The sequence below is a fragment of the Mariluticola halotolerans genome (assembly GCF_021611515.1).
In the GTDB taxonomy this organism is placed as follows: Bacteria; Pseudomonadota; Alphaproteobacteria; order Rhizobiales; family Devosiaceae; genus Mariluticola; species Mariluticola halotolerans.
On sequence record NZ_CP090960.1, the window covers coordinates 1,005,276 to 1,022,698 of the forward strand.

The 17,423-nt window shown below is 57.5% G+C and carries 19 protein-coding genes and 3 tRNA genes; 7 read left to right on the forward strand and 15 right to left on the reverse strand.

Annotated elements, in window-relative coordinates; genetic code table 11:
• Positions 1-230: 230 nt before the first annotated feature.
• From tuf to L1P08_RS04810, 3 genes are all read right to left on the reverse strand, one after another.
• On the reverse strand, positions 231-1,421 hold the full coding sequence (gene tuf / locus L1P08_RS04800) for an elongation factor Tu (RefSeq protein ID WP_303618850.1): 1,191 nt from the start codon (positions 1,419-1,421) through the stop codon (positions 231-233).
• 204 nt (positions 1,422-1,625) lie between these two features.
• A complete protein-coding gene (locus L1P08_RS04805) occupies positions 1,626-2,105 on the reverse strand; it encodes an SRPBCC family protein (protein WP_303618865.1) in 480 nt (159 codons plus the stop codon).
• Position 2,106: 1 nt separating this feature from the next.
• Entirely contained in the window at positions 2,107-2,445 is a 339-nt protein-coding gene (locus tag L1P08_RS04810; protein ID WP_303618866.1) for an ArsR/SmtB family transcription factor, read from the reverse strand.
• A gap of 108 nt (positions 2,446-2,553) precedes the next feature.
• Here L1P08_RS04810 and L1P08_RS04815 point away from each other — a divergent pair, with 108 nt between their 5' ends.
• Complete coding sequence (locus L1P08_RS04815) at positions 2,554-3,195, forward strand: dihydrofolate reductase family protein (RefSeq protein WP_303618867.1); 642 nt, start codon at positions 2,554-2,556, stop codon at positions 3,193-3,195.
• 106 nt (positions 3,196-3,301) lie between these two features.
• On the opposite strand, the gene L1P08_RS04820 is transcribed toward L1P08_RS04815, so the two are convergent.
• A tRNA-Gly gene (locus tag L1P08_RS04820) sits at positions 3,302-3,375 on the reverse strand.
• 26 nt (positions 3,376-3,401) lie between these two features.
• Positions 3,402-3,486, reverse strand: a tRNA-Tyr gene (locus L1P08_RS04825).
• Positions 3,487-3,652: 166 nt separating this feature from the next.
• Between L1P08_RS04825 and rlmB the strand changes: the two genes are divergently transcribed.
• Positions 3,653-4,414, forward strand: a complete 762-nt coding sequence (rlmB, locus tag L1P08_RS04830) for a 23S rRNA (guanosine(2251)-2'-O)-methyltransferase RlmB (RefSeq protein WP_303618868.1) — start codon at positions 3,653-3,655, stop codon at positions 4,412-4,414.
• Between the two features lie 2 nt (positions 4,415-4,416).
• Here rlmB and L1P08_RS04835 read toward each other — a convergent pair whose 3' ends face one another.
• The 9 genes from L1P08_RS04835 to L1P08_RS04875 form a co-directional block, all read right to left on the reverse strand.
• Positions 4,417-5,292, reverse strand: a complete 876-nt coding sequence (locus tag L1P08_RS04835; RefSeq protein ID WP_303618869.1) for a polysaccharide deacetylase family protein — start codon at positions 5,290-5,292, stop codon at positions 4,417-4,419.
• A gap of 74 nt (positions 5,293-5,366) precedes the next feature.
• On the reverse strand, positions 5,367-5,834 hold the full coding sequence (locus L1P08_RS04840) for a YaiI/YqxD family protein (RefSeq protein ID WP_303618870.1): 468 nt from the start codon (positions 5,832-5,834) through the stop codon (positions 5,367-5,369).
• Positions 5,835-5,836: 2 nt separating this feature from the next.
• Positions 5,837-6,673, reverse strand: coding sequence for an S-formylglutathione hydrolase (gene fghA / locus L1P08_RS04845; RefSeq protein ID WP_303618871.1), 837 nt, complete (start codon positions 6,671-6,673; stop codon positions 5,837-5,839).
• A 46-nt stretch (positions 6,674-6,719) separates the two neighbouring features.
• On the reverse strand, positions 6,720-7,847 hold the full coding sequence (locus tag L1P08_RS04850) for an S-(hydroxymethyl)glutathione dehydrogenase/class III alcohol dehydrogenase (protein ID WP_303618872.1): 1,128 nt from the start codon (positions 7,845-7,847) through the stop codon (positions 6,720-6,722).
• Between the two features lie 165 nt (positions 7,848-8,012).
• Positions 8,013-9,116, reverse strand: a complete 1,104-nt coding sequence (locus tag L1P08_RS04855) for a Gfo/Idh/MocA family protein (RefSeq protein WP_303618873.1) — start codon at positions 9,114-9,116, stop codon at positions 8,013-8,015.
• Positions 9,117-9,231: 115 nt separating this feature from the next.
• Positions 9,232-9,759, reverse strand: a complete 528-nt coding sequence (locus L1P08_RS04860; RefSeq protein ID WP_303618874.1) for a DoxX family protein — start codon at positions 9,757-9,759, stop codon at positions 9,232-9,234.
• Between the two features lie 10 nt (positions 9,760-9,769).
• Entirely contained in the window at positions 9,770-10,516 is a 747-nt protein-coding gene (locus L1P08_RS04865) for an HvfC/BufC N-terminal domain-containing protein (RefSeq protein WP_303618875.1), read from the reverse strand.
• On the reverse strand, positions 10,506-11,366 hold the full coding sequence (gene bufB, locus L1P08_RS04870; protein ID WP_303618876.1) for an MNIO family bufferin maturase: 861 nt from the start codon (positions 11,364-11,366) through the stop codon (positions 10,506-10,508). The genes L1P08_RS04865 and bufB overlap by 11 nt, the downstream gene beginning before the upstream one ends.
• Positions 11,367-11,426: 60 nt before the next feature.
• The gene (locus tag L1P08_RS04875; RefSeq protein WP_303618877.1) at positions 11,427-11,744 is read right to left on the reverse strand and encodes a BufA1 family periplasmic bufferin-type metallophore; all 318 of its coding nucleotides are present in this window, start codon (positions 11,742-11,744) and stop codon (positions 11,427-11,429) included.
• A 254-nt stretch (positions 11,745-11,998) separates the two neighbouring features.
• On the opposite strand from L1P08_RS04875, the gene L1P08_RS04880 reads away from it, so the two are divergent.
• A tRNA-Thr gene (locus L1P08_RS04880) sits at positions 11,999-12,074 on the forward strand.
• A gap of 41 nt (positions 12,075-12,115) precedes the next feature.
• Positions 12,116-12,247 (forward strand): hypothetical protein, encoded by a 132-nt coding sequence (locus L1P08_RS04885; protein WP_303618878.1) that lies wholly within the window; start codon positions 12,116-12,118, stop codon positions 12,245-12,247.
• A 636-nt stretch (positions 12,248-12,883) separates the two neighbouring features.
• Here the strand turns inward: L1P08_RS04885 and mgtE are convergent.
• Positions 12,884-14,179, reverse strand: a complete 1,296-nt coding sequence (mgtE, locus tag L1P08_RS04890; protein WP_303618879.1) for a magnesium transporter — start codon at positions 14,177-14,179, stop codon at positions 12,884-12,886.
• Positions 14,180-14,489: 310 nt separating this feature from the next.
• Between mgtE and cpaB the strand changes: the two genes are divergently transcribed.
• The 3 genes from cpaB (at position 14,490) to L1P08_RS04905 (ending at position 17,400) form a co-directional block, all read left to right on the forward strand.
• Positions 14,490-15,593 carry a Flp pilus assembly protein CpaB gene (gene cpaB, locus L1P08_RS04895; protein ID WP_303618880.1) on the forward strand — a complete coding sequence of 368 codons (1,104 nt, stop codon included), beginning with the start codon at positions 14,490-14,492 and terminating at the stop codon, positions 15,591-15,593.
• 125 nt (positions 15,594-15,718) lie between these two features.
• The gene (locus L1P08_RS04900) at positions 15,719-17,155 is read left to right on the forward strand and encodes a type II and III secretion system protein family protein (protein ID WP_303618881.1); all 1,437 of its coding nucleotides are present in this window, start codon (positions 15,719-15,721) and stop codon (positions 17,153-17,155) included.
• A complete protein-coding gene (locus tag L1P08_RS04905; protein WP_303618882.1) occupies positions 17,152-17,400 on the forward strand; it encodes a hypothetical protein in 249 nt (82 codons plus the stop codon). The genes L1P08_RS04900 and L1P08_RS04905 overlap by 4 nt, the downstream gene beginning before the upstream one ends.
• Positions 17,401-17,423: the final 23 nt, after the last annotated feature.

A 17,423-nucleotide genomic window follows, 5' to 3' on the forward strand; every position in this document is an offset into this window, starting at 1 on the left:
CTCATACTTATTTGGACAGTAAGGTCGACATTCTGCGAATCGTCAAGAAAACTAAATTACATCCTCACATTTTACTGCATCTGTTGACGCCAATAAAAAAGGACGCCCGGAGGCGTCCTTTCTCAATATCTTTGCGATCTGCCCCTTGGGGCGGCCGGGCCGTCGCGCATAGCGCTCCTGGCGTTCGCCGCACAAATCAGTCCACTGGACTGATTTGCCCCTTCGGGTCGCTACTCGACGATTTTGGCGACGACGCCTGAACCGACGGTGCGGCCACCTTCACGGATAGCGAAGCGGAGCTTCTCTTCCATGGCGATCGGCACGATCAGGGCAACGTTGATTTCAACATTGTCGCCCGGCATGACCATCTCAACACCTTCCTTCAGTGTCACAATCCCCGTCACGTCGGTCGTGCGGAAATAGAACTGAGGACGGTAGTTGGTGAAGAACGGCGTATGACGGCCACCCTCGTCCTTGGTCAGAATGTAGGCTTCAGCCACAAACTTTGTGTGCGGGGTCACTGAACCCGGCTTGCAAAGAACCTGGCCACGCTCAACCTGCTCGCGGTCAATACCACGGATCAAAGCACCGATATTGTCACCAGCTTCACCGCTATCGAGCAGCTTGCGGAACATTTCAACGCCGGTAACCGTCGTCTTCTGAGTGTCCTTGATGCCGACGATTTCAACTTCTTCGCCAACCTTGACAATGCCGCGCTCAACACGACCGGTCACAACCGTACCACGACCCGAGATCGAGAAAACGTCTTCGATCGGCATCAGGAACGGCTGGTCAACCGGACGGGCCGGCTGCGGAATGTATTCGTCAACAGCTTCCATCAGCTTCAAAACAGCGTCATGGCCGATCTCAGGGGTCTTGTCTTCCAAAGCAGCAAGAGCCGAACCACGGATGATCGGAATGTCGTCGCCCGGGAAATCATACGAGGACAACAGTTCACGCACTTCAAGCTCAACAAGCTCAAGCAGTTCGTCATCGTCAACCTGGTCAACCTTGTTCAGGAAGACAACAAGTGCCGGCACACCAACCTGACGGGCAAGCAGAATGTGCTCGCGGGTCTGGGGCATCGGGCCGTCAGCTGCAGACACAACCAGAATGGCACCATCCATCTGGGCCGCACCCGTGATCATGTTCTTCACATAATCGGCGTGGCCTGGGCAATCAACGTGCGCGTAGTGACGGTTCGCCGTCTCATACTCAACGTGCGATGTCGAAATCGTGATGCCGCGGGCTTTCTCTTCAGGCGCTGCGTCAATCGCATCATACGCCTTGAACGTCGCCCCGCCCGTCTCTGCCAATATCTTCGTAATCGCCGCTGTCAACGAGGTCTTGCCATGGTCAACGTGACCAATCGTGCCAATGTTGCAGTGCGGCTTACTCCGCGAAAACTTTTCCTTCGCCATGATCTTTAACCGTGCTCGAGTTGAAGTTGCGGGCCGTTTAACTTTTTACGCACGAAGAGACAAGCCCTTTGTTGTGTTTGCCCCGCAATCCAAAGCATCTCGTGTGCGTTGCGCCGGAGGTGTTGCGCGCACGCGTCAGCCCCATGCAGCGGACGGCAGCAATCGCGGCCGGGGGAACGTCAGCAGCAGGTTTTCGACCTAGGATCAGCGCGCCAGCCAGGCGGCGAGACCATCGAGGGTTTGCAGCCCGTATTCCACGGCGCCAAAGCCCATGACCACTTGCCGCCTTTCGCGGCTGGGATGCAGTTGACGCATGGTCAGCACTGTCTTGCCATCTGACTGCTCATCGAAGGTCACAGTCACACGGAAGCGGTCAGGATCCTCTGGGTCGGGTGTGCCGTAATCCATCACGATCCGTTCGTTCGGCACGATCTCCAAAAAGCGCATAAAACTCGGGAAGCGCTGCTCACGCCCCTCAAATGTGCCCACCATATCGAACCGCCAGACACCGCCCTCGCGGATGTCGGCCTCGTGTGTCTCGATTTCCAGGCCGTCAGGCCCATACCATTCGCCCAAGGCCTCCGGGTCCATCCATGCGGCAAAGACCTTGTGGCGTGGATGGTTCAGCAACTTCACGAGGACGAGTTCGCGCTCAAGCGACCAGGTTTCAATCGGGTTTGGCATGTTATTCGGCATCCCTTTCGGCCTTGTCCAGATAGACCTCGAGCCGATCCATGCGCCCGTTCCAGCGTCGGCGCTCGGCTTGCATCCAGTCCGCTGCCTGTTCGAAGTGCTCTTCCACCAGGCGGCACCAGCGGCTGCGGCCCCGCTTCTCACTGACAATCAGCCCGCATTCCTCAAGCACCCTGATGTGCTGGGCGAACGAGGGCAGCGTCATGTCGAATGGTTCGGCAAGAATGCTGACGGGCGCCTCACCCTCAACCAGACGCGACACGACGGCCCGGCGGGTCGGATCGCTAAGGGCGTGAAAGGCGCGGTCGAGTTGTGTGGCGTGGTGAGACATGCCCCTCAATAGAGCAGGTCTGCTGCACCGGTCAATAATAAAAAGGCACTTGCCTTAGTGTTTGCTTCAAATTACTAAGGCAAGTGACTTACTTTCAGGAGAACCCCAATGGCAGTACGTGTTGATCTCAATATTTCCCTCGATGGTTTTGCGACAACAACGGACCAGACACCCGAAAACCCGTTCGGTGATGACTGGTCGCGGCTTGTTGCGGCCTATGCTGCAACCCAAACCGTCCGTGAGCGTGTGTTTAAGGACACAACGGGCGCAGGAACCACAGGCGTCGATAACCAGTATGCGAAAGCCTACTTCGCCAATGTGGGTGCCGAGATCATCGGCGCGGGGATGTTCGGGCTTCACAACTTTCCGAACGATCCGGACTGGCGTGGCTGGTGGGGCGACACGCCGCCGTTCCGCTGCCCGGTTTTTGTTTTGACCCATACCCCACGGGCTTCGCTGAAGATGGAAGGGGGAACCATTTTCCACTTCATCAACGCTACGCCTGAAGATGCGCTCAAAAAGGCAGTTGATGCGGCGAACGGCATGGATGTGAGAGTGGGCGGCGGTGCGACTGTCGTTCGTGACTATCTCCGCGCCGGCCTTGTGGACCAGCTTCACGTCGCCATTGTGCCGATTCTTCTCGGACGGGGTATCCGGCTTTGGGATGATCTGCGCGGGCTGGAGAATGGCTATACGGTCAAAACCGAAACGGCAGAGAGCGGAATTATCCACCTCACCTTTCAGCGATAAACCTGACCTGCGTCCAATCGCGGGCCGCCTATGGGCGGCTCGTGTTCAACGCATCGCCCTGGGGCAACGGATGGGGCGCAATGATTTCAGCATATTGGGGAAAGTCTGGAGCGGGTAGCGGGAATCGAACCCGCATATTCAGCTTGGAAGGCTGCTGCTCTACCATTGAGCTATACCCGCGTCCGGGGCTTGCTGAGCGGGATGGCTGGTGGAGGGGGCTGGATTCGAACCAGCGTACGCTAAGCGGTCAGATTTACAGTCTGATGGATTTAACCACTCTCCCACCCCTCCGCGCCATGCATCCGCTTTCAGAGCAAAGCAACAAATCAGCCCGTGGGCCAAATCTGTCGGGCGGTTTATGGTCAGGGGACCCCTGCCTTGTCAACATCAAATGTGAACCGTCTACTTGTTCTGCAAGCCCTTGCCGCCCCAAGGCAAAGAGGCTACGGGAGTTCTCATGAGCAAAAACAAATTTCCGCCACGCAAAAAATCCCCGGTTTATGATCCCAATGACGGGCCGGTTTATCTTTACGGCCTGCACACAGTGCGGGCGGCGCTCGACAATCCGACGCGCAAGAAATACCGCTTACTGGCCACACCGAATGCCTTGAACCGCCTTTCAGAAACCGGTGAGATCGGCAAGGTGAAGGTGAGTGAGACGACGCCAAAGGCCCTTGATGAGCTATTGGGCGGTGACACCGTTCACCAGGGGGTTGCGCTTGAGGTGGACCCTGTTACCCGCGCCAGCCTCTCCGAGGTGCCCGATCTGCGGCTTGTGGTTGTGCTCGATCAGGTTACCGATCCGCACAATGTGGGGGCGATCTTGCGCACGGCCTGTGCATTCGGGGCCGATGCAGTCATCACTACGGCCCGCTATGCACCGCGCGAGACGGGGGTTTTGGCAAAAGCCGCTTCCGGCGCACTAGATATGGTGCCGATGATCGAGGTGCGGAACCTTGGCAATACGCTCGAAGAACTCAAATCCTGGGGCATGACCTGTCTTGGGTTTGATTCCGAGGCTGAAAACAATCTGAAACCGCGCGAAAGCGGGCAGATGCTCGCCATCGTGCTGGGGGCTGAGGGCAAGGGCCTGCGCCAGCGCACACGTGAACTGTGCGACGAAGTGGTGAAGCTGGACATGCCCGGCCCGATCAAGAGCCTCAATGTCTCCAATGCAGCGGCGATTGCGCTGTTTGCCGCCACAGCGGGCGGCAAATAAGGCTATTCAATCGCGACACCTGAAGCGGCTCCAGTGTCGAGACCTGCAGTGACCAGTGCCTTGCCGAATAATCCGCGGCGATCCGGCATCAGGTGCACGACCTCATAATTGTGCGCCTGCAGGGCTGCGAGAAAATCGGGCAGCATTGCTGCTGTTCTGGCCTGAATATCGTGGAACAGGATGATGCCGCTACCACGGGCCTCCAGTCGCGCCAAGGTGCGGTTCAGCACTTCCCCGGGCGTCGATTTCCAGTAATCGTGCGAATCTATATCGACGTCGAGCACGACCATATGGTCATTGGCTAAAGAAGTGCGCAGAACCCTTGTATCCGACAGATAAGGAAAGCGGAAAAATGGCGCCGGCTTTTCATTGATCGGGGCGAGTGCGCGGGCGACTGCCCGGTAGCCGGCCCTGATTTTCCCCATGGCCCCATTATGGGTTTCGCGGGCCAGATCGGCGTGATCATGGGTATGGGTGCCGATTGTGTGCCCCTGCCGGGCCACTTTTTGCACCATTTCGGGATGGGCATCGGCCATTTGCCCGACCACGAGGAATGTGGCCTTGACCTGATAGGCATCGAGCGCGTCGAGAATGGCACTGGTCAACCGGGGGCTGGGGCCATCGTCGAACGTTAGAACGACCTCCCCCTTGCGCAGCTTTATATCGTCAATGCTGGCGACACGCAGCGTACGGCCCGTGAGGGGGGTATGGCTGTATCGAGCGACCAGCGCTGAAGATTTTTCCGGGGCAACATAGGCGTTTAGCGCAGCCACCTCGTGCACTGATTCCAGTTCGGCCAGCTTGGGCGGCGGTTTTGCGCAGCCCGACAATAAAAGACACAACGCCGCCAAAGCGGCGGCACTTGAAAAATACCGCAAAACGAAAAATCCGCCCAAACCCAATTGCGCTGATTTTTAACGATTATGGTTAATTTTCCCTTGGCGGCGTCGCTTCAGGCGCGGGTGTTTTTCAACGCACGTTGAACCGCCTGCGCCAGCGCGTCGGTGAACCGGGCACGATCTTTCTGGGTGAAGCCGGCATTGTAACCGGTGATCTCTCCGCCTTCCCGCAGGGTCTGCTTGAGATCCCGCATGGCCAAGGCCATGCCGATGGAATCAGGCGTGAATGGACGACCCGTCGGGCCGAGCACAGTCGCCCCCTTGCCAACAGCCCGATGGGCCAGGGGAATATCCGAGGTTATGACAATATCCCGGTCGGTGACGTGTTCCACGATCCAGTCGTCAGCCACATCTGCGCCTTGTGGCACCACGACATTGACGATGAGTGGATCACGCGAGGGGCGCAGGCCGCTATTGGCGACAAAAGTGCTGACGACCCCTGCCCGTCCGGCAATCTTGAGCACTTCGGCTTTTACGGGGCAGGCATCGGCATCGACATAGATGACCGGTTGCTGAGACATGTTCAGGCCTGCAACCGTTCGGCGTGCCAGCGCAAATGATCATCCATAAAGGTCGAAATGAAATTGTAGGAATGGTCATAGCCCGCCTGCATGCGCAGGGTGAGCGGTTGCCCGGCATCGGCGCAGGCTTTCTCAAAGCGTTCCGGCATCAAACCGGTTTCGAGAAAACCGTCAGCGGTGCCCTGATCAATTAGAAAATCCGCGAAGCGTTTTCCATCCTCAACAAGCGCCGTCGCATCGTAACGCCGCCAGGCGGCTGGGTCGGTTCCGAGATATTTTTCGAACGCGCCCACGGACCAGTCCGCCTTCATGGGATTAACAATCGGGGCGAAGGCCGAGCAGCTCTTGTATTTTTGCGGATTGTTGAGCGCCAGGGTCAGCGCGCCATGCCCGCCCATGGAATGGCCGAAAATGCCCTGCCGTGTCATATCGGCGGGGAAGTTGGCAGCAATGAGCGCCGGCAGCTCGTCGGCGATATAGGAACGCATATTGTAATGCCGGCCATAGGGCGCCTCGGTGGCATCGACATAAAAGCCGGCGCCGCACCCAAACTGCCAGTTATCCGGTTCGTCAGGCACCGCCTCGCCGCGTGGCGAGGTGTCCGGGCAGACAATCATCACACCCAGTTCTGCCGCCAGACGCCGGTATTCGCCCTTGTCCATGACATTGGCATGGGTGCAGGTGAGCCCGGAGAGATACCAGAGCACGGGGACCGGCGCTGACTTTGCCTGCGGCGGGGTGAAAACAGCGAAGGTCATTTCGCAGTCGCATTCGGCGGATTGATGGGCATAAACGCCCTGCACGCCACCGTGCGCCCTGGCTTCGGATATGGTTTTCATGAAGGGCCTTTATGCGAGGACTGAATGGGGATCCGGCTGTGGCCCGTTAATACAGAACCACGGAGCGGATCGATTCACCGGCATGCATGAGATCAAAACCCTTGTTGATCTCCTCAAGCTTCAGGCGATGCGTGATCATTGGGTCGATCTCGATCTTGCCCTGCATGTACCAGTCAACGATCTTTGGCACATCTGTGCGGCCGCGCGCGCCGCCAAAGGCTGTGCCCTTCCATGTACGCCCGGTGACGAGCTGGAACGGACGGGTGGAGATTTCCTGGCCCGCGCCGGCAACACCGATGATGATCGATTCACCCCAGCCGCGATGCGAGCATTCCAGCGCCTGACGCATGACATTCACATTGCCGGTGCAATCGAAGGTATAATCCGCGCCGCCGATCAGATCATCACCGCGCTTGGTGAGATTGACGATATAGGGCACCAGATCTTCGCCGATTTCGGATGGATTGACGAAATGGGTCATGCCGAAGCGCTCGCCCCATTCCTTTTTGTCATTGTTGAGATCAACGCCAATAATCATGTCCGCGCCGATGAGGCGCAGGCCCTGGATGACATTCAGGCCGATGCCCCCCAGCCCGAAGACGACTGCTGTGCAACCCGGCTCTGCCTTGGCGGTGTTGATGACCGCGCCGACACCGGTGGTTACCCCGCAACCGATGTAGCAAACCTTGTCGAAAGGCGCGTCCGGGTTGATTTTGGCAACCGCGATTTCGGGCAGCACGGTGAAATTGGAAAAGGTTGAGCACCCCATATAGTGGAAAATCGGCTCGCCATTGAGCTTGAACCGCGAGGTGCCATCGGGCATGAGCCCCTGCCCCTGGGTCGAACGGATGGCTGTACACAGATTGGTTTTCTGCGAACGGCAGGAAGCACATTCGCGGCATTCAGGCGTATAGAGCGGAATGACATGATCACCCTTTTTCAGGCTTTTGACGCCCGCGCCGACCTCAACAACAACGCCTGCCCCTTCATGGCCAAGGATGGCGGGGAAAATGCCTTCCGGGTCTGCGCCTGACAAGGTGAATTCATCGGTATGACAGATGCCCGTGGCCATAACCTCAATCAGAACTTCACCCTCGCGAGGGCCATCAAGATCGACTTCATGAATCTCAAGCGGTTTGCCAGCCTGAACGGCAATAGCGGCACGGGTTTTCATCGGGAATCTCCTTCAAATCTGGGCGCAAAGTGACACGCCCCGTCAGGGGGAGCAACTCACAAAGCCAAAATTCATACGCAAATGCTACAATGTTTTTGGCAGCAATTGAGAGGCAGGCAAATCGCCCAACCTCCTGCCGCTTCTGCAAAACCCTGTCTGCGCCAGCTAGCGTTCCAGCACTGTGCCAACCAGTGAGGATGCAATCGGTTCAGGGCGAGCGACTTTCGTTGTTATGGACACAAGGCCTGCCGTTACCGATGCGGTTTCAAACGCCTGCATGACCTCAAGCACATGCAGGGCCAGATCACCATTGGCGCGGTGCGGCCTGTCTGTGCGAATAGCGAGCGCCATGTCGGCGACACCGATTGAACGGTAATTGGCATCCGCATAGGGCCGTGTCGTGGGCACCACCTCCCAGTCACCCCCTTTTGCCATACGGCTGATTTCGCCGCCGAAATGGTTGGGGTCGGGCACAATCAGCGTGCCGTCTGTGCCGTAAAGCTCCAGCGGCAGATGCTTGTGGCCTGCCACATCGAAGCTCATGGTCAATTGCACAACGGCACCATTGACGAAACGCAAGAGGCCCGCAACGTGCGTGGGGACCTTGACCGGGATGGTCTCACCCTTTTTTGGCTCGCTGGTGATGATCCGTTGGTCGACGGGTTTGGTGCCCATGCCGATGACGCTTTCGACAGGGCCGTAAAGATTGACCAGATCGGTGATGTAATAAGGCGCCATATCGAGGATCGGCCCGCCGCCGATATCATAATAAAAAGCAGGATCCGGATGCCAGCGTTCGTGACCGGGGCACATGAAATAGGCCGTGCCGCCCACGGGCGTGCCAAGAAAGCCGCTATCGACAATCTCGCGGCAGGTCTGGTGGGCGCCGCCCAGAAAGGTATCCGGCGCGGAACCGATGCGCAGTCCTGCCTTTTGCGCGGCCTCAACCAGCTTTTGCCCTTCGGCGAAGTTTATGCCGAGCGGCTTTTCGCTATAGACGTGCTTGCCGGCGGCCAGAATGCGCAAACCGACTTCAACATGAACCCGCGGAATGGTGAGGTTGACGATAAGCTCAATGGTTGGATCGGCGAGCATGGTCTCGATCGACATGGCTTCGAGCCCGAATTCTGCGGCGCGTGCCTCAGCCGCCTCCGGCCGGATGTCGGCCAGTCCGCGAATGTCGAGGACATCAAAATTCTTCGCAGCGGTTAAATAGGCGGCCGATATATTCCCGCAACCGATAAACCCGACACCCACTCGCAAAGGCATGCCCATTGCCACTTTCCTCCTGCACACAGCACCAATTGATCCCCGGCCTCCTCGCCGGGAGATCAAATGTGTAGCATGTTAGTGCGTGGACGCAATCGGCATGGATGCCTGATTGTTACATGGCGGCTTGTGTATTTCGATCAAAGAGCGCGCGGCGCAGAACCGGATCGATCGACAAAGCCCCCGGGCCGCATATTGCGATCACCAGTGCATAGGCCATCCAGAGCGCATGTGAGTTCATCCAATCGGTGACGTTGATGAACCCCTCTGGAAAGACCAGTTGAATAACGATGCTCATTGCCAGCAAAGCCAAAGCCCAAAGGCGTGTAGCGATGCCCAGCACAAGGAGAACCGGCAAGACGATTTCCGCGAGCGCTGTCATCCAGGCCACGAGCACCGGAAACGGGATGGGCATGTCGAACAGGCCAAAATGAAGCACAAATTCATTCTGGAAGAGATAGAGCGTTGAGCCGGAAATATCGGTGGGGAAATTGACCCAACGGGTTTGGCCCGAGGCCCAGAAAGGTTTTGCCAAGAGCAGGCGCAAGCCCAAGAGAAGCAATGACGCGGCAATAAATTGCTTCATCCCCTTGTTCTCCAGCGGCCTGAACCGCCCAAAGATCAATCCAACAATTCCCGTCATATCTTCCCCCTTACTGGCAGGCGCCGGACCCGATCAGGATTCCCAGCGCCCGCGATAAATCGAAACCAGAATTTTCGTAAAAAGCTGTCTCGGCTGCGTCACCCAGCGTTTCGCCCTCAAATATCGTTGCAAAGAATATGCCCTCGGCGCGGGAAAGCGCCGTCACTTGAACCTCGGTTTCGGGCCGCGTGATCAAGGCTGTCTCCACGGCATCCGGATCGATGCCCGCCGCAGTTTGTTTCGCCCGCGCCGCCTGCCAGATCGATGCGACAGGAAATTGCGCGTGCAATAGATACGTTGCGGGATGCGCGGTGAAACGGAGAGCCGGCAAAGCCTCTTCGCTTATGTTTGCGAGCGTTGCAGCATCGAGCGGGGTGGCATCCGCTGCGTGATAGGCATCAAGCCAGGCGCGATCAATGCGCGCGACATCTGGCAGAAAAGGCAGTTGCGCTGCCGGCTCAAAGCTGGCGATGAATTCAGGAAAATTCCGGCCATATTCCTGCAGCAACGGACTTGCCGGTGGGTGGGCACGCACAAATATACGCGCCATCTCGCGAAAGAATGCCTCTCCCACCAAAGCCTCGACGGCGGGAAATGTCGCTTTCAGTGCCTCAATAAGCGATATTGTGACATTGTTGCGATAAACCGCAAACCGCTTTGGCGCGGGACGACCGGCCGGGTCAACAATACCCTCTGGCACCGGCGCGTCCGGGCTCAGCAGAGCGGCTGCGAATTGTCCCTGCGGTTCATGCGACATCAGCAGTCCGCCGCGCTTCTGCCAGAATGCTTTCAGCGGCATCGACATCCTGTTTCAGCGTGTCCCAATCGGGTACTTCGTTATCCCACTCAATCAGGGTGGGCTTTGCGCCGGCATGCCCAATCACATGCGTGTAAAGCAGCCAGACCGGATCAGCGACCTCCCTGTCATGCGCATCGATCAATAGTGGCTCGCCATTGTCGTCCTCGTCCGTTGCGTGACCGCCGAGGTGTATTTCACCCACATGCTCGAGCGGGAAACTGTCCAGATAGGCGTGTGCATCGTATTTCTGGTTTGTCGCTGAGACATGGACATTGTTGACGTCGAGCAGCAAGCCGCAACCAGAGCGCCGCTGCACCTCCCTGATAAACTCGACTTCCGGCATCTCGCTTTCAGCGAAGGCGACATATGTCGAGGGATTTTCCAGTAATATCTGCCGCCCCAATGTCGTTTGCACCTCATCGAGATGCGCGACAACGCGGGCGAGCACCGTTTCGGTATACGGGACCGGCAAAAGATCGTTTAAAAAGACGCTTTCATGGGTCGACCAGGCCAGATGTTCGGAGACAAGGCCGGGCTGATAGCGGTCGACCACGATTTTCAGGCGGGCAAGGTGCGCCTGATCGAGCGGACGCTCTGCACCGATGGAAAGACCGACACCGTGTACGCTTAGCGGCCAGTTCTCACGGATCGCGGTCAGCGCTTTATGGGGCAGTCCGCCTGCGCCCATGTAATTCTCGGCATGGACTTCGAAAAATCCGATGTCCGGCCGGGTTTCGAAAATCGCGCCATAGTGTTCGGGTTTGAGGCCCGCGCCGGCGCGTGGCGGGATGGAATGGCTGGTTTTCATAATATCCTCCCTGAACCGAACGCCCCCGGCAAAAGCCGGGAGCGCTTCGCAAACAGACCGTCAGGCCATGTCGCGATCAAGTGCTTCAAGGGAACCGGCACGGCCATTGCCGAGAACCTTGCCCCAGAATTCCGCATCCTCGCACACGCCAGCGGGCACCAGTGCCCAGGCATTGCCCTGATAATCGACCTTGGATGTACCCGCGCAGGTTGTGCCCGGACCGGCGGCGCAATCATTTTTGCCTGCCAGGGAAACGCCATAGCATTTCTCCATACCGTCCTGAGCCAGGGCGGGTGTTGCTGTGGTCACAGCGCCGGCAACTGCCGCCGCCATTGCCGTACCAATCAGAGCTGCAGTCGCTTTACGTGCAATAGTCATGGTTATCCTCCGTTTGAAACATAGTGTTGCAGTGGTGGTATCGGGGAACCTCCCCTGCACGAACGCTATGCCGGTCAAATGGAGATGGAAAATCAAGCGCCCTGACAAACCGTCAACTTGACGTGACTGCTCTGTGAGGCGGGGCATGCCAAGAAACAGCCGTAAACCCGAAAGAGCCGCTTGCAACCTTTTACCTGTGGTGCTAGCAAGCGCGCACGATGTGTCGTGGCATTTGCCCGACGACCTCGCCATGTGCCGGTATAGCTCAGTTGGTAGAGCACCTGATTTGTAATCAGGGGGTCGCGGGTTCAAATCCTGCTGCCGGCACCATAAACCATATATTTCAATAGCTTAACGCTTCTCACCGGATCATGAAAGTGCCCGTTGGCACCTATACCCGCGAGTCCATCCCGCTTCTTGTGGCGGTCAGCATAGTGACGATGCTGCTGATTTTCCTGCCGGATATGGTGCTGTTTTTGCCCAATCTGATGTTTAACCGGTAATGCCGTTTATGAGAGGACGGCAGAAGCCCTGCGCGGCACCTGCGCATTCGGCGCGAAGAGATTGACTTTCGTGCCGATGCGGCCATGATGTTGATCATGAAGACGCATTCTATCCCTATCGGTCTTTTTTCCCGGGCAGCCTTCCAAACAGGCAATTAGCCTGGCTTGGCTACCTGCGACAGCAAGAGCCCTGCCAGGACAATTCATCTCACCTCTGCAATAGCACCGTCATTCCCCTTTGACGCATAGTCGCTTTTGCCTGCACGCCACCGGCGTGCGGCAGGCGTGAAGCGTGTCGGTGGATTGGCGTGCCGTGCAGATTTGTCTCATCGGCACCCTGCTCTTTCGGATGTGCCTGCCCAATTCGAGTAACCCTCATGACATTCAAATATCGTATCAATTTCCCGGCTTGTGACGGACACAAGATTGCACGCTTTCGGGCATGGGCCCGGGAAAATCTGCCCAATGTAGATTACAAGCTGCCGCCGCAAGCACCAATTCGCACCACTACGCTCACCGTGAGCTTCCGGTCTGAAGCAGACCGTGAAGCGGCGCGGAACGCGTTCCCAGCAACACTGCCCTAACCGATGGAACAGGGTGACCGGGGCCATGCGTAATGGCCCCGGTTGACCATTGCTACATGCCCATCACCATAGTGGCGATCGAGAAGTAGACGATCACACCGGCGGCATCTGAAATTGTGGTGACCAGAGGCGCACTGGCCGTGGCCGGGTCCAGATTGAATCGGCTGAGGATGAAGGGCAGCGACATGCCGATCAGGCAGCCGACAAACACCACTGCAATCATTGTCAAACCAACGGTCAAGGCTATTTCATAACCGCCGCGGGCAAAGCCAATCGGGAACACAATAAGCGCCATCGCCGCGCCGAGAAGAATGGCTACGGCGACTTCCCGCACGATCAGTTTACCCCAGTCCTTCATCTCCACGTCGCCTGTCGCCAGCGCACGCACCATCAGGGTTGAGGATTGCGACCCGGCATTACCGCTGCTGTCGATGAGCAAAGGCAGGAAGAAGACCAGCGCCACATAGGCAAGGATCATGTCTTCGAAGGCTGCGATGCCGGCCCCGGAAAACAGATTGCCGAAAATCAGCAATGCGAGCCAGCCGATGCGCTTGGTAAACAGCACACGGATAGACGCATCGCGTACGCTCTGGGTGAGCGAGCCGACTGTGCCGATCTTGTGAAAATCCTGGGTATTTTCCTGCTGCATTGCGTCGGCAGCGTCATCATGAGTGACAATCCCCACCAGACGCCGCTCGCTATCAACCACCGGCAAAGCCAGCAAGTCATAGCGCGCGATCTTCTGGGCCACCTTTTCGCGCTTGTCTTCAAGCCGCGCACGGATGGGGGATTTTTCCATAATGTCGCTGATGAGCGTATCTTCCGCCGCAAGGATCAATGCCTTCAGGGGCACTGAACCAATCAGTTTGCGCTCGTCGTCAAGAATATAGGCGCGATAGATGGTTTCCTTGTCCGGTGCCTCACGGCGCAACAGCTCGATGGCTTCGCTTACAGTCAGATTGGCCGGCAAGGTGGCATAATCGGATGTCATCATGGCCCCGGCGGTGCCATCCGCATAGGCCGCGAGCCGCCGTATGTCTTCACGCTCTTCCTGCGCGAGATCACGCAAAAGATGTTCCTGCTCGCCCTGTGGCAAATAATTGAAAAGGTCCGCGCGATCATCGGCGCTCATCGCGGTGACGATTTCGGCGAGATCAGACCGGTCCAAAATCCGCGACAAGGCAACCTGCTTGTGCAAGCTCATGTATCCGAACACCGCAGCACGCTGCCGCAATGGAATGGCTATCAGCTTTTCGCCGGCCTGCCTGGCGGAAAGCAGGTCGAGCGTAGCGGCGATGTCGACAGGATGTCCCGTTTCAATGGGCATGCTGCTGGAAGTATTGATCATGACTGGCATCCTCTGTCCAAGGTCACCAGTGCTTTAATTCAAGACTCTAAATATCTGGTTTATCGCAATTACTGGCAGAATAAGCCGCCCGGCCCGCCGACATATGCAGCACAAGAGTATTCGTGAATTTTCTCTTTAGTCAAAACATCGAATTTTCACTGCCTTTGGAACCAAACAGTGATTCGAAATGCATAGGGTGGCGTAAGGGCTGCATATTTGCTGCCGATAGAAATAAGCCGGGGGCTTGAGTGAGGTCACATTGCTTCGACGTAATCCCAGTATAGCTTTAGATCAGCGCGACGAGGCGGCGATGCTTGCCGATAATGCACAAGAGGCTGCGCAAGCAGAGGCCTCTGGCGTTGAGCGGCGCTCGGGCATTGAGCGGCGGCGGCATCCACGTGTCAGTCTGGATGCACCCGTTGCCGAGGCTGCAAGCGATGCGGAGGCGCCAGTAGAACGGCGCAAGCTTGACCGGCGCGGCCTGGATGCGCTGCGTGCCGAAATTCAATGGACATTTGCCGAAGAAGCGGAAGGTCTCAGCTTCGGCGGGAACAGACGCGTCAACGTTCCGCGCCGCACCCGCATGAAGCATTCACGTCTGCTGCTGCTGGCGGTTGCCTTGTTTTCAGGTGGGCTGGCGGCGTTTCTGGCCTTTCAAAACAATGATCCGGTCTTGGCACCAGCTGTGGTTGAGGCCGCAGCACCCGAGGTTATCGAGGAGCCGCGTGTACAGGTTCTTGTTGCCAAACAGGCTATCGGCATTGGCCAGCACCTTCAGCCAGCAACAATTGCCTGGGAGGAATGGCCTGCAGGTTCTGTGCTTGAGGATTATGTGACGATTGACGCATCGCCTGAAGCACTGACCGAGATGAATACCGCTGTTGCACGGTTTGATTTTTTCCCCGGAGATCCCATCCGCACCCAGAAACTTGTTTTGGCAAAGGACGGCTATCTTTCAGCCATTCTGGCGACCGGCATGCGCGGCGTTTCGGTAAATATCGCTGCTGAATCGGCATCAGGCGGGTTTATCACGCCCAATGATCATGTTGATGTTGTGCTGACCCGTTCTTCGTCAGCCAGCGAGATTTCTGAAACGATTCTGCACAATGTGCGGGTGCTGGCGATCAATGCCCGTTTGGGGGAAACCGGCACGACCGGCGCGCCGGACGAACCGTCCGACGATGTTGAGAACCCGAAAGCCCAGATGTTTGCCAATGCCATAGCCACACTGGAACTTGACGGCGCACAGGCCGAGACGATCATCAGCGCCACTGCGGTGGGGCGTTTGTCGCTGGTTTTGCGCTCGATGAGTGATTTTGGTGAAGAAGCCAAGGTTGAGCAGCGCGGCAGCAATCAGGCGATACGGATTTCCAGCCCCTTCTGGACTGGCAGCAATACGGCTGAGTTCCGCTAAATCCCATGTCGCACACCCAATCCATCAGCATCAGGCCCCTCGTTCGCCGTGTTAAGCGGCTGTTGACGGGCAGCGGCTATAATTTTCCCATCAAATACGGGCACCAGAACAAAGTGGCCAGGAAAATGACAGACCTGAACAGTCAACGCGGTTTTTGGGCCGGCGCTATTGGTGCGCTGATCAAAGGCTGGCAAAAATATACATTGGCACTCCTTGTGGCCGGCGCGCTTATGGCAATGACGGCTCCGGCGCAGGCGCAAACCGTCCATTATGACCTTGCGACCACATCGGTGATGCGGATCAACCTGCCGGTATCGCAGGCCGTCACCGTGGTGATCTCGGATGCCGTCGGCAAGATCGTCTCGGCTGACCCGACAATCGCCGATGCGCAGCCGATTACCGATAAATCGATCTATCTCGTTGGCCGGTCTTTTGGCACGACAACGGTCAACCTCTATTCCGACACCGGCGCGCCGGTTGGGCTTTTGGCCGTGGAGATCGGCGCGGACACTGCGGACATGACCCGCTCCATCCACGCCGCGGTGCCGACGTCCGATGTTAAAGTCAGCACGGTGAACGGCCGGATACGGGTTTCGGGCACGGTTACCGACGATTATTCGATGCAGAAAGTGCTTGAAATCGTTGCGCAATATGGCAGCCCGGCCGTGATCAATACGATGACGCTTGTCGGTGGCCAACAGGTCAATCTGGAAGTGCGCATTCTTGAAGCCCAGCGCGATGCCGGGCGGCAATTGGGCATTCAGTGGGGCGGTAATGTCGGTGGCGTGACAACACAGATACGTGGTGGCGCTGAGAATCCGGCAGCGGATGCGGCTTCTTTTTCATCTTTTATCACCAATGTGATTTCCGGCTTTGGTGGTGCGAGCCTTAATGCGACGATCAATGCGCTTGAAGCCAAGAGCCTTGTGCGCACGCTGGCCGAGCCGAACCTGACAACGCTTTCCGGCGTGAAAGCGAGTTTTCTCGCCGGTGGGCAGGTGCCGATCCGTGTTGCGGACCAGAATGGCAATGCTACCCTCACCTATCGTGATTTCGGTGTCCGGCTGGTGTTTACGCCGGTGGTGCTGGATGGCGACCGGATCCAGATCCATCTGACGCCGGAAGTCAGCGGGATTGGTGGGGCGACGGCATCGGGTGACCCGATTTTCAATACCCGCAATCTCGATGCGACGGTGGAGTTGCGCGATGGCCAGAGCTTTTCGGTTGCCGGGCTGTTGCAGAATAATTCCAACATGAACCAGAACCAGCTGCCCTGGATTGGCGACGTGCCGGTGATCGGTTCGCTATTTAAATCATCGAGTTACCAGAAGCATGACACCGAACTGGTGGTCATTGTGACACCGCGTCTGGTGCAGCCGAGCACGCCTGGACAGATGGTGGCGACGCCGCTGGACCAGACTGTGCCGGCTAATGATCTGGAATTCTTTGCGCTGGGGCAGATGGAAGTTACGCCGAAAATGATCAAGGCGTTCAACACCGGGGCCGGTGTTGTGGGGCCTTATGGCTATATCATCGATCTGGGTACGGAGACGAACGAGTGAGCGTGCAACGGATGATGAAAGTTGCGCTGGCAATCGGGCTTGCGGGCACGCTAAGTGCTTGTGGTTACGACTATATGCAGCGCACGGACCGGGTTGGCTATAGTGCCGGGAATGCGGTGAAGGCGAACCTTGAGCGCGAGACAATGAACCCGTCACGCAAGTCTATGGACTCAACGGCGAAGCTTGGGAAGAACGGGGTTGTGGTGCCTGTTGAGGCCGCCGCGGCGGCGCCGATGGACCCCTGATGTAAGCCTTTTTGTCAGGCTTT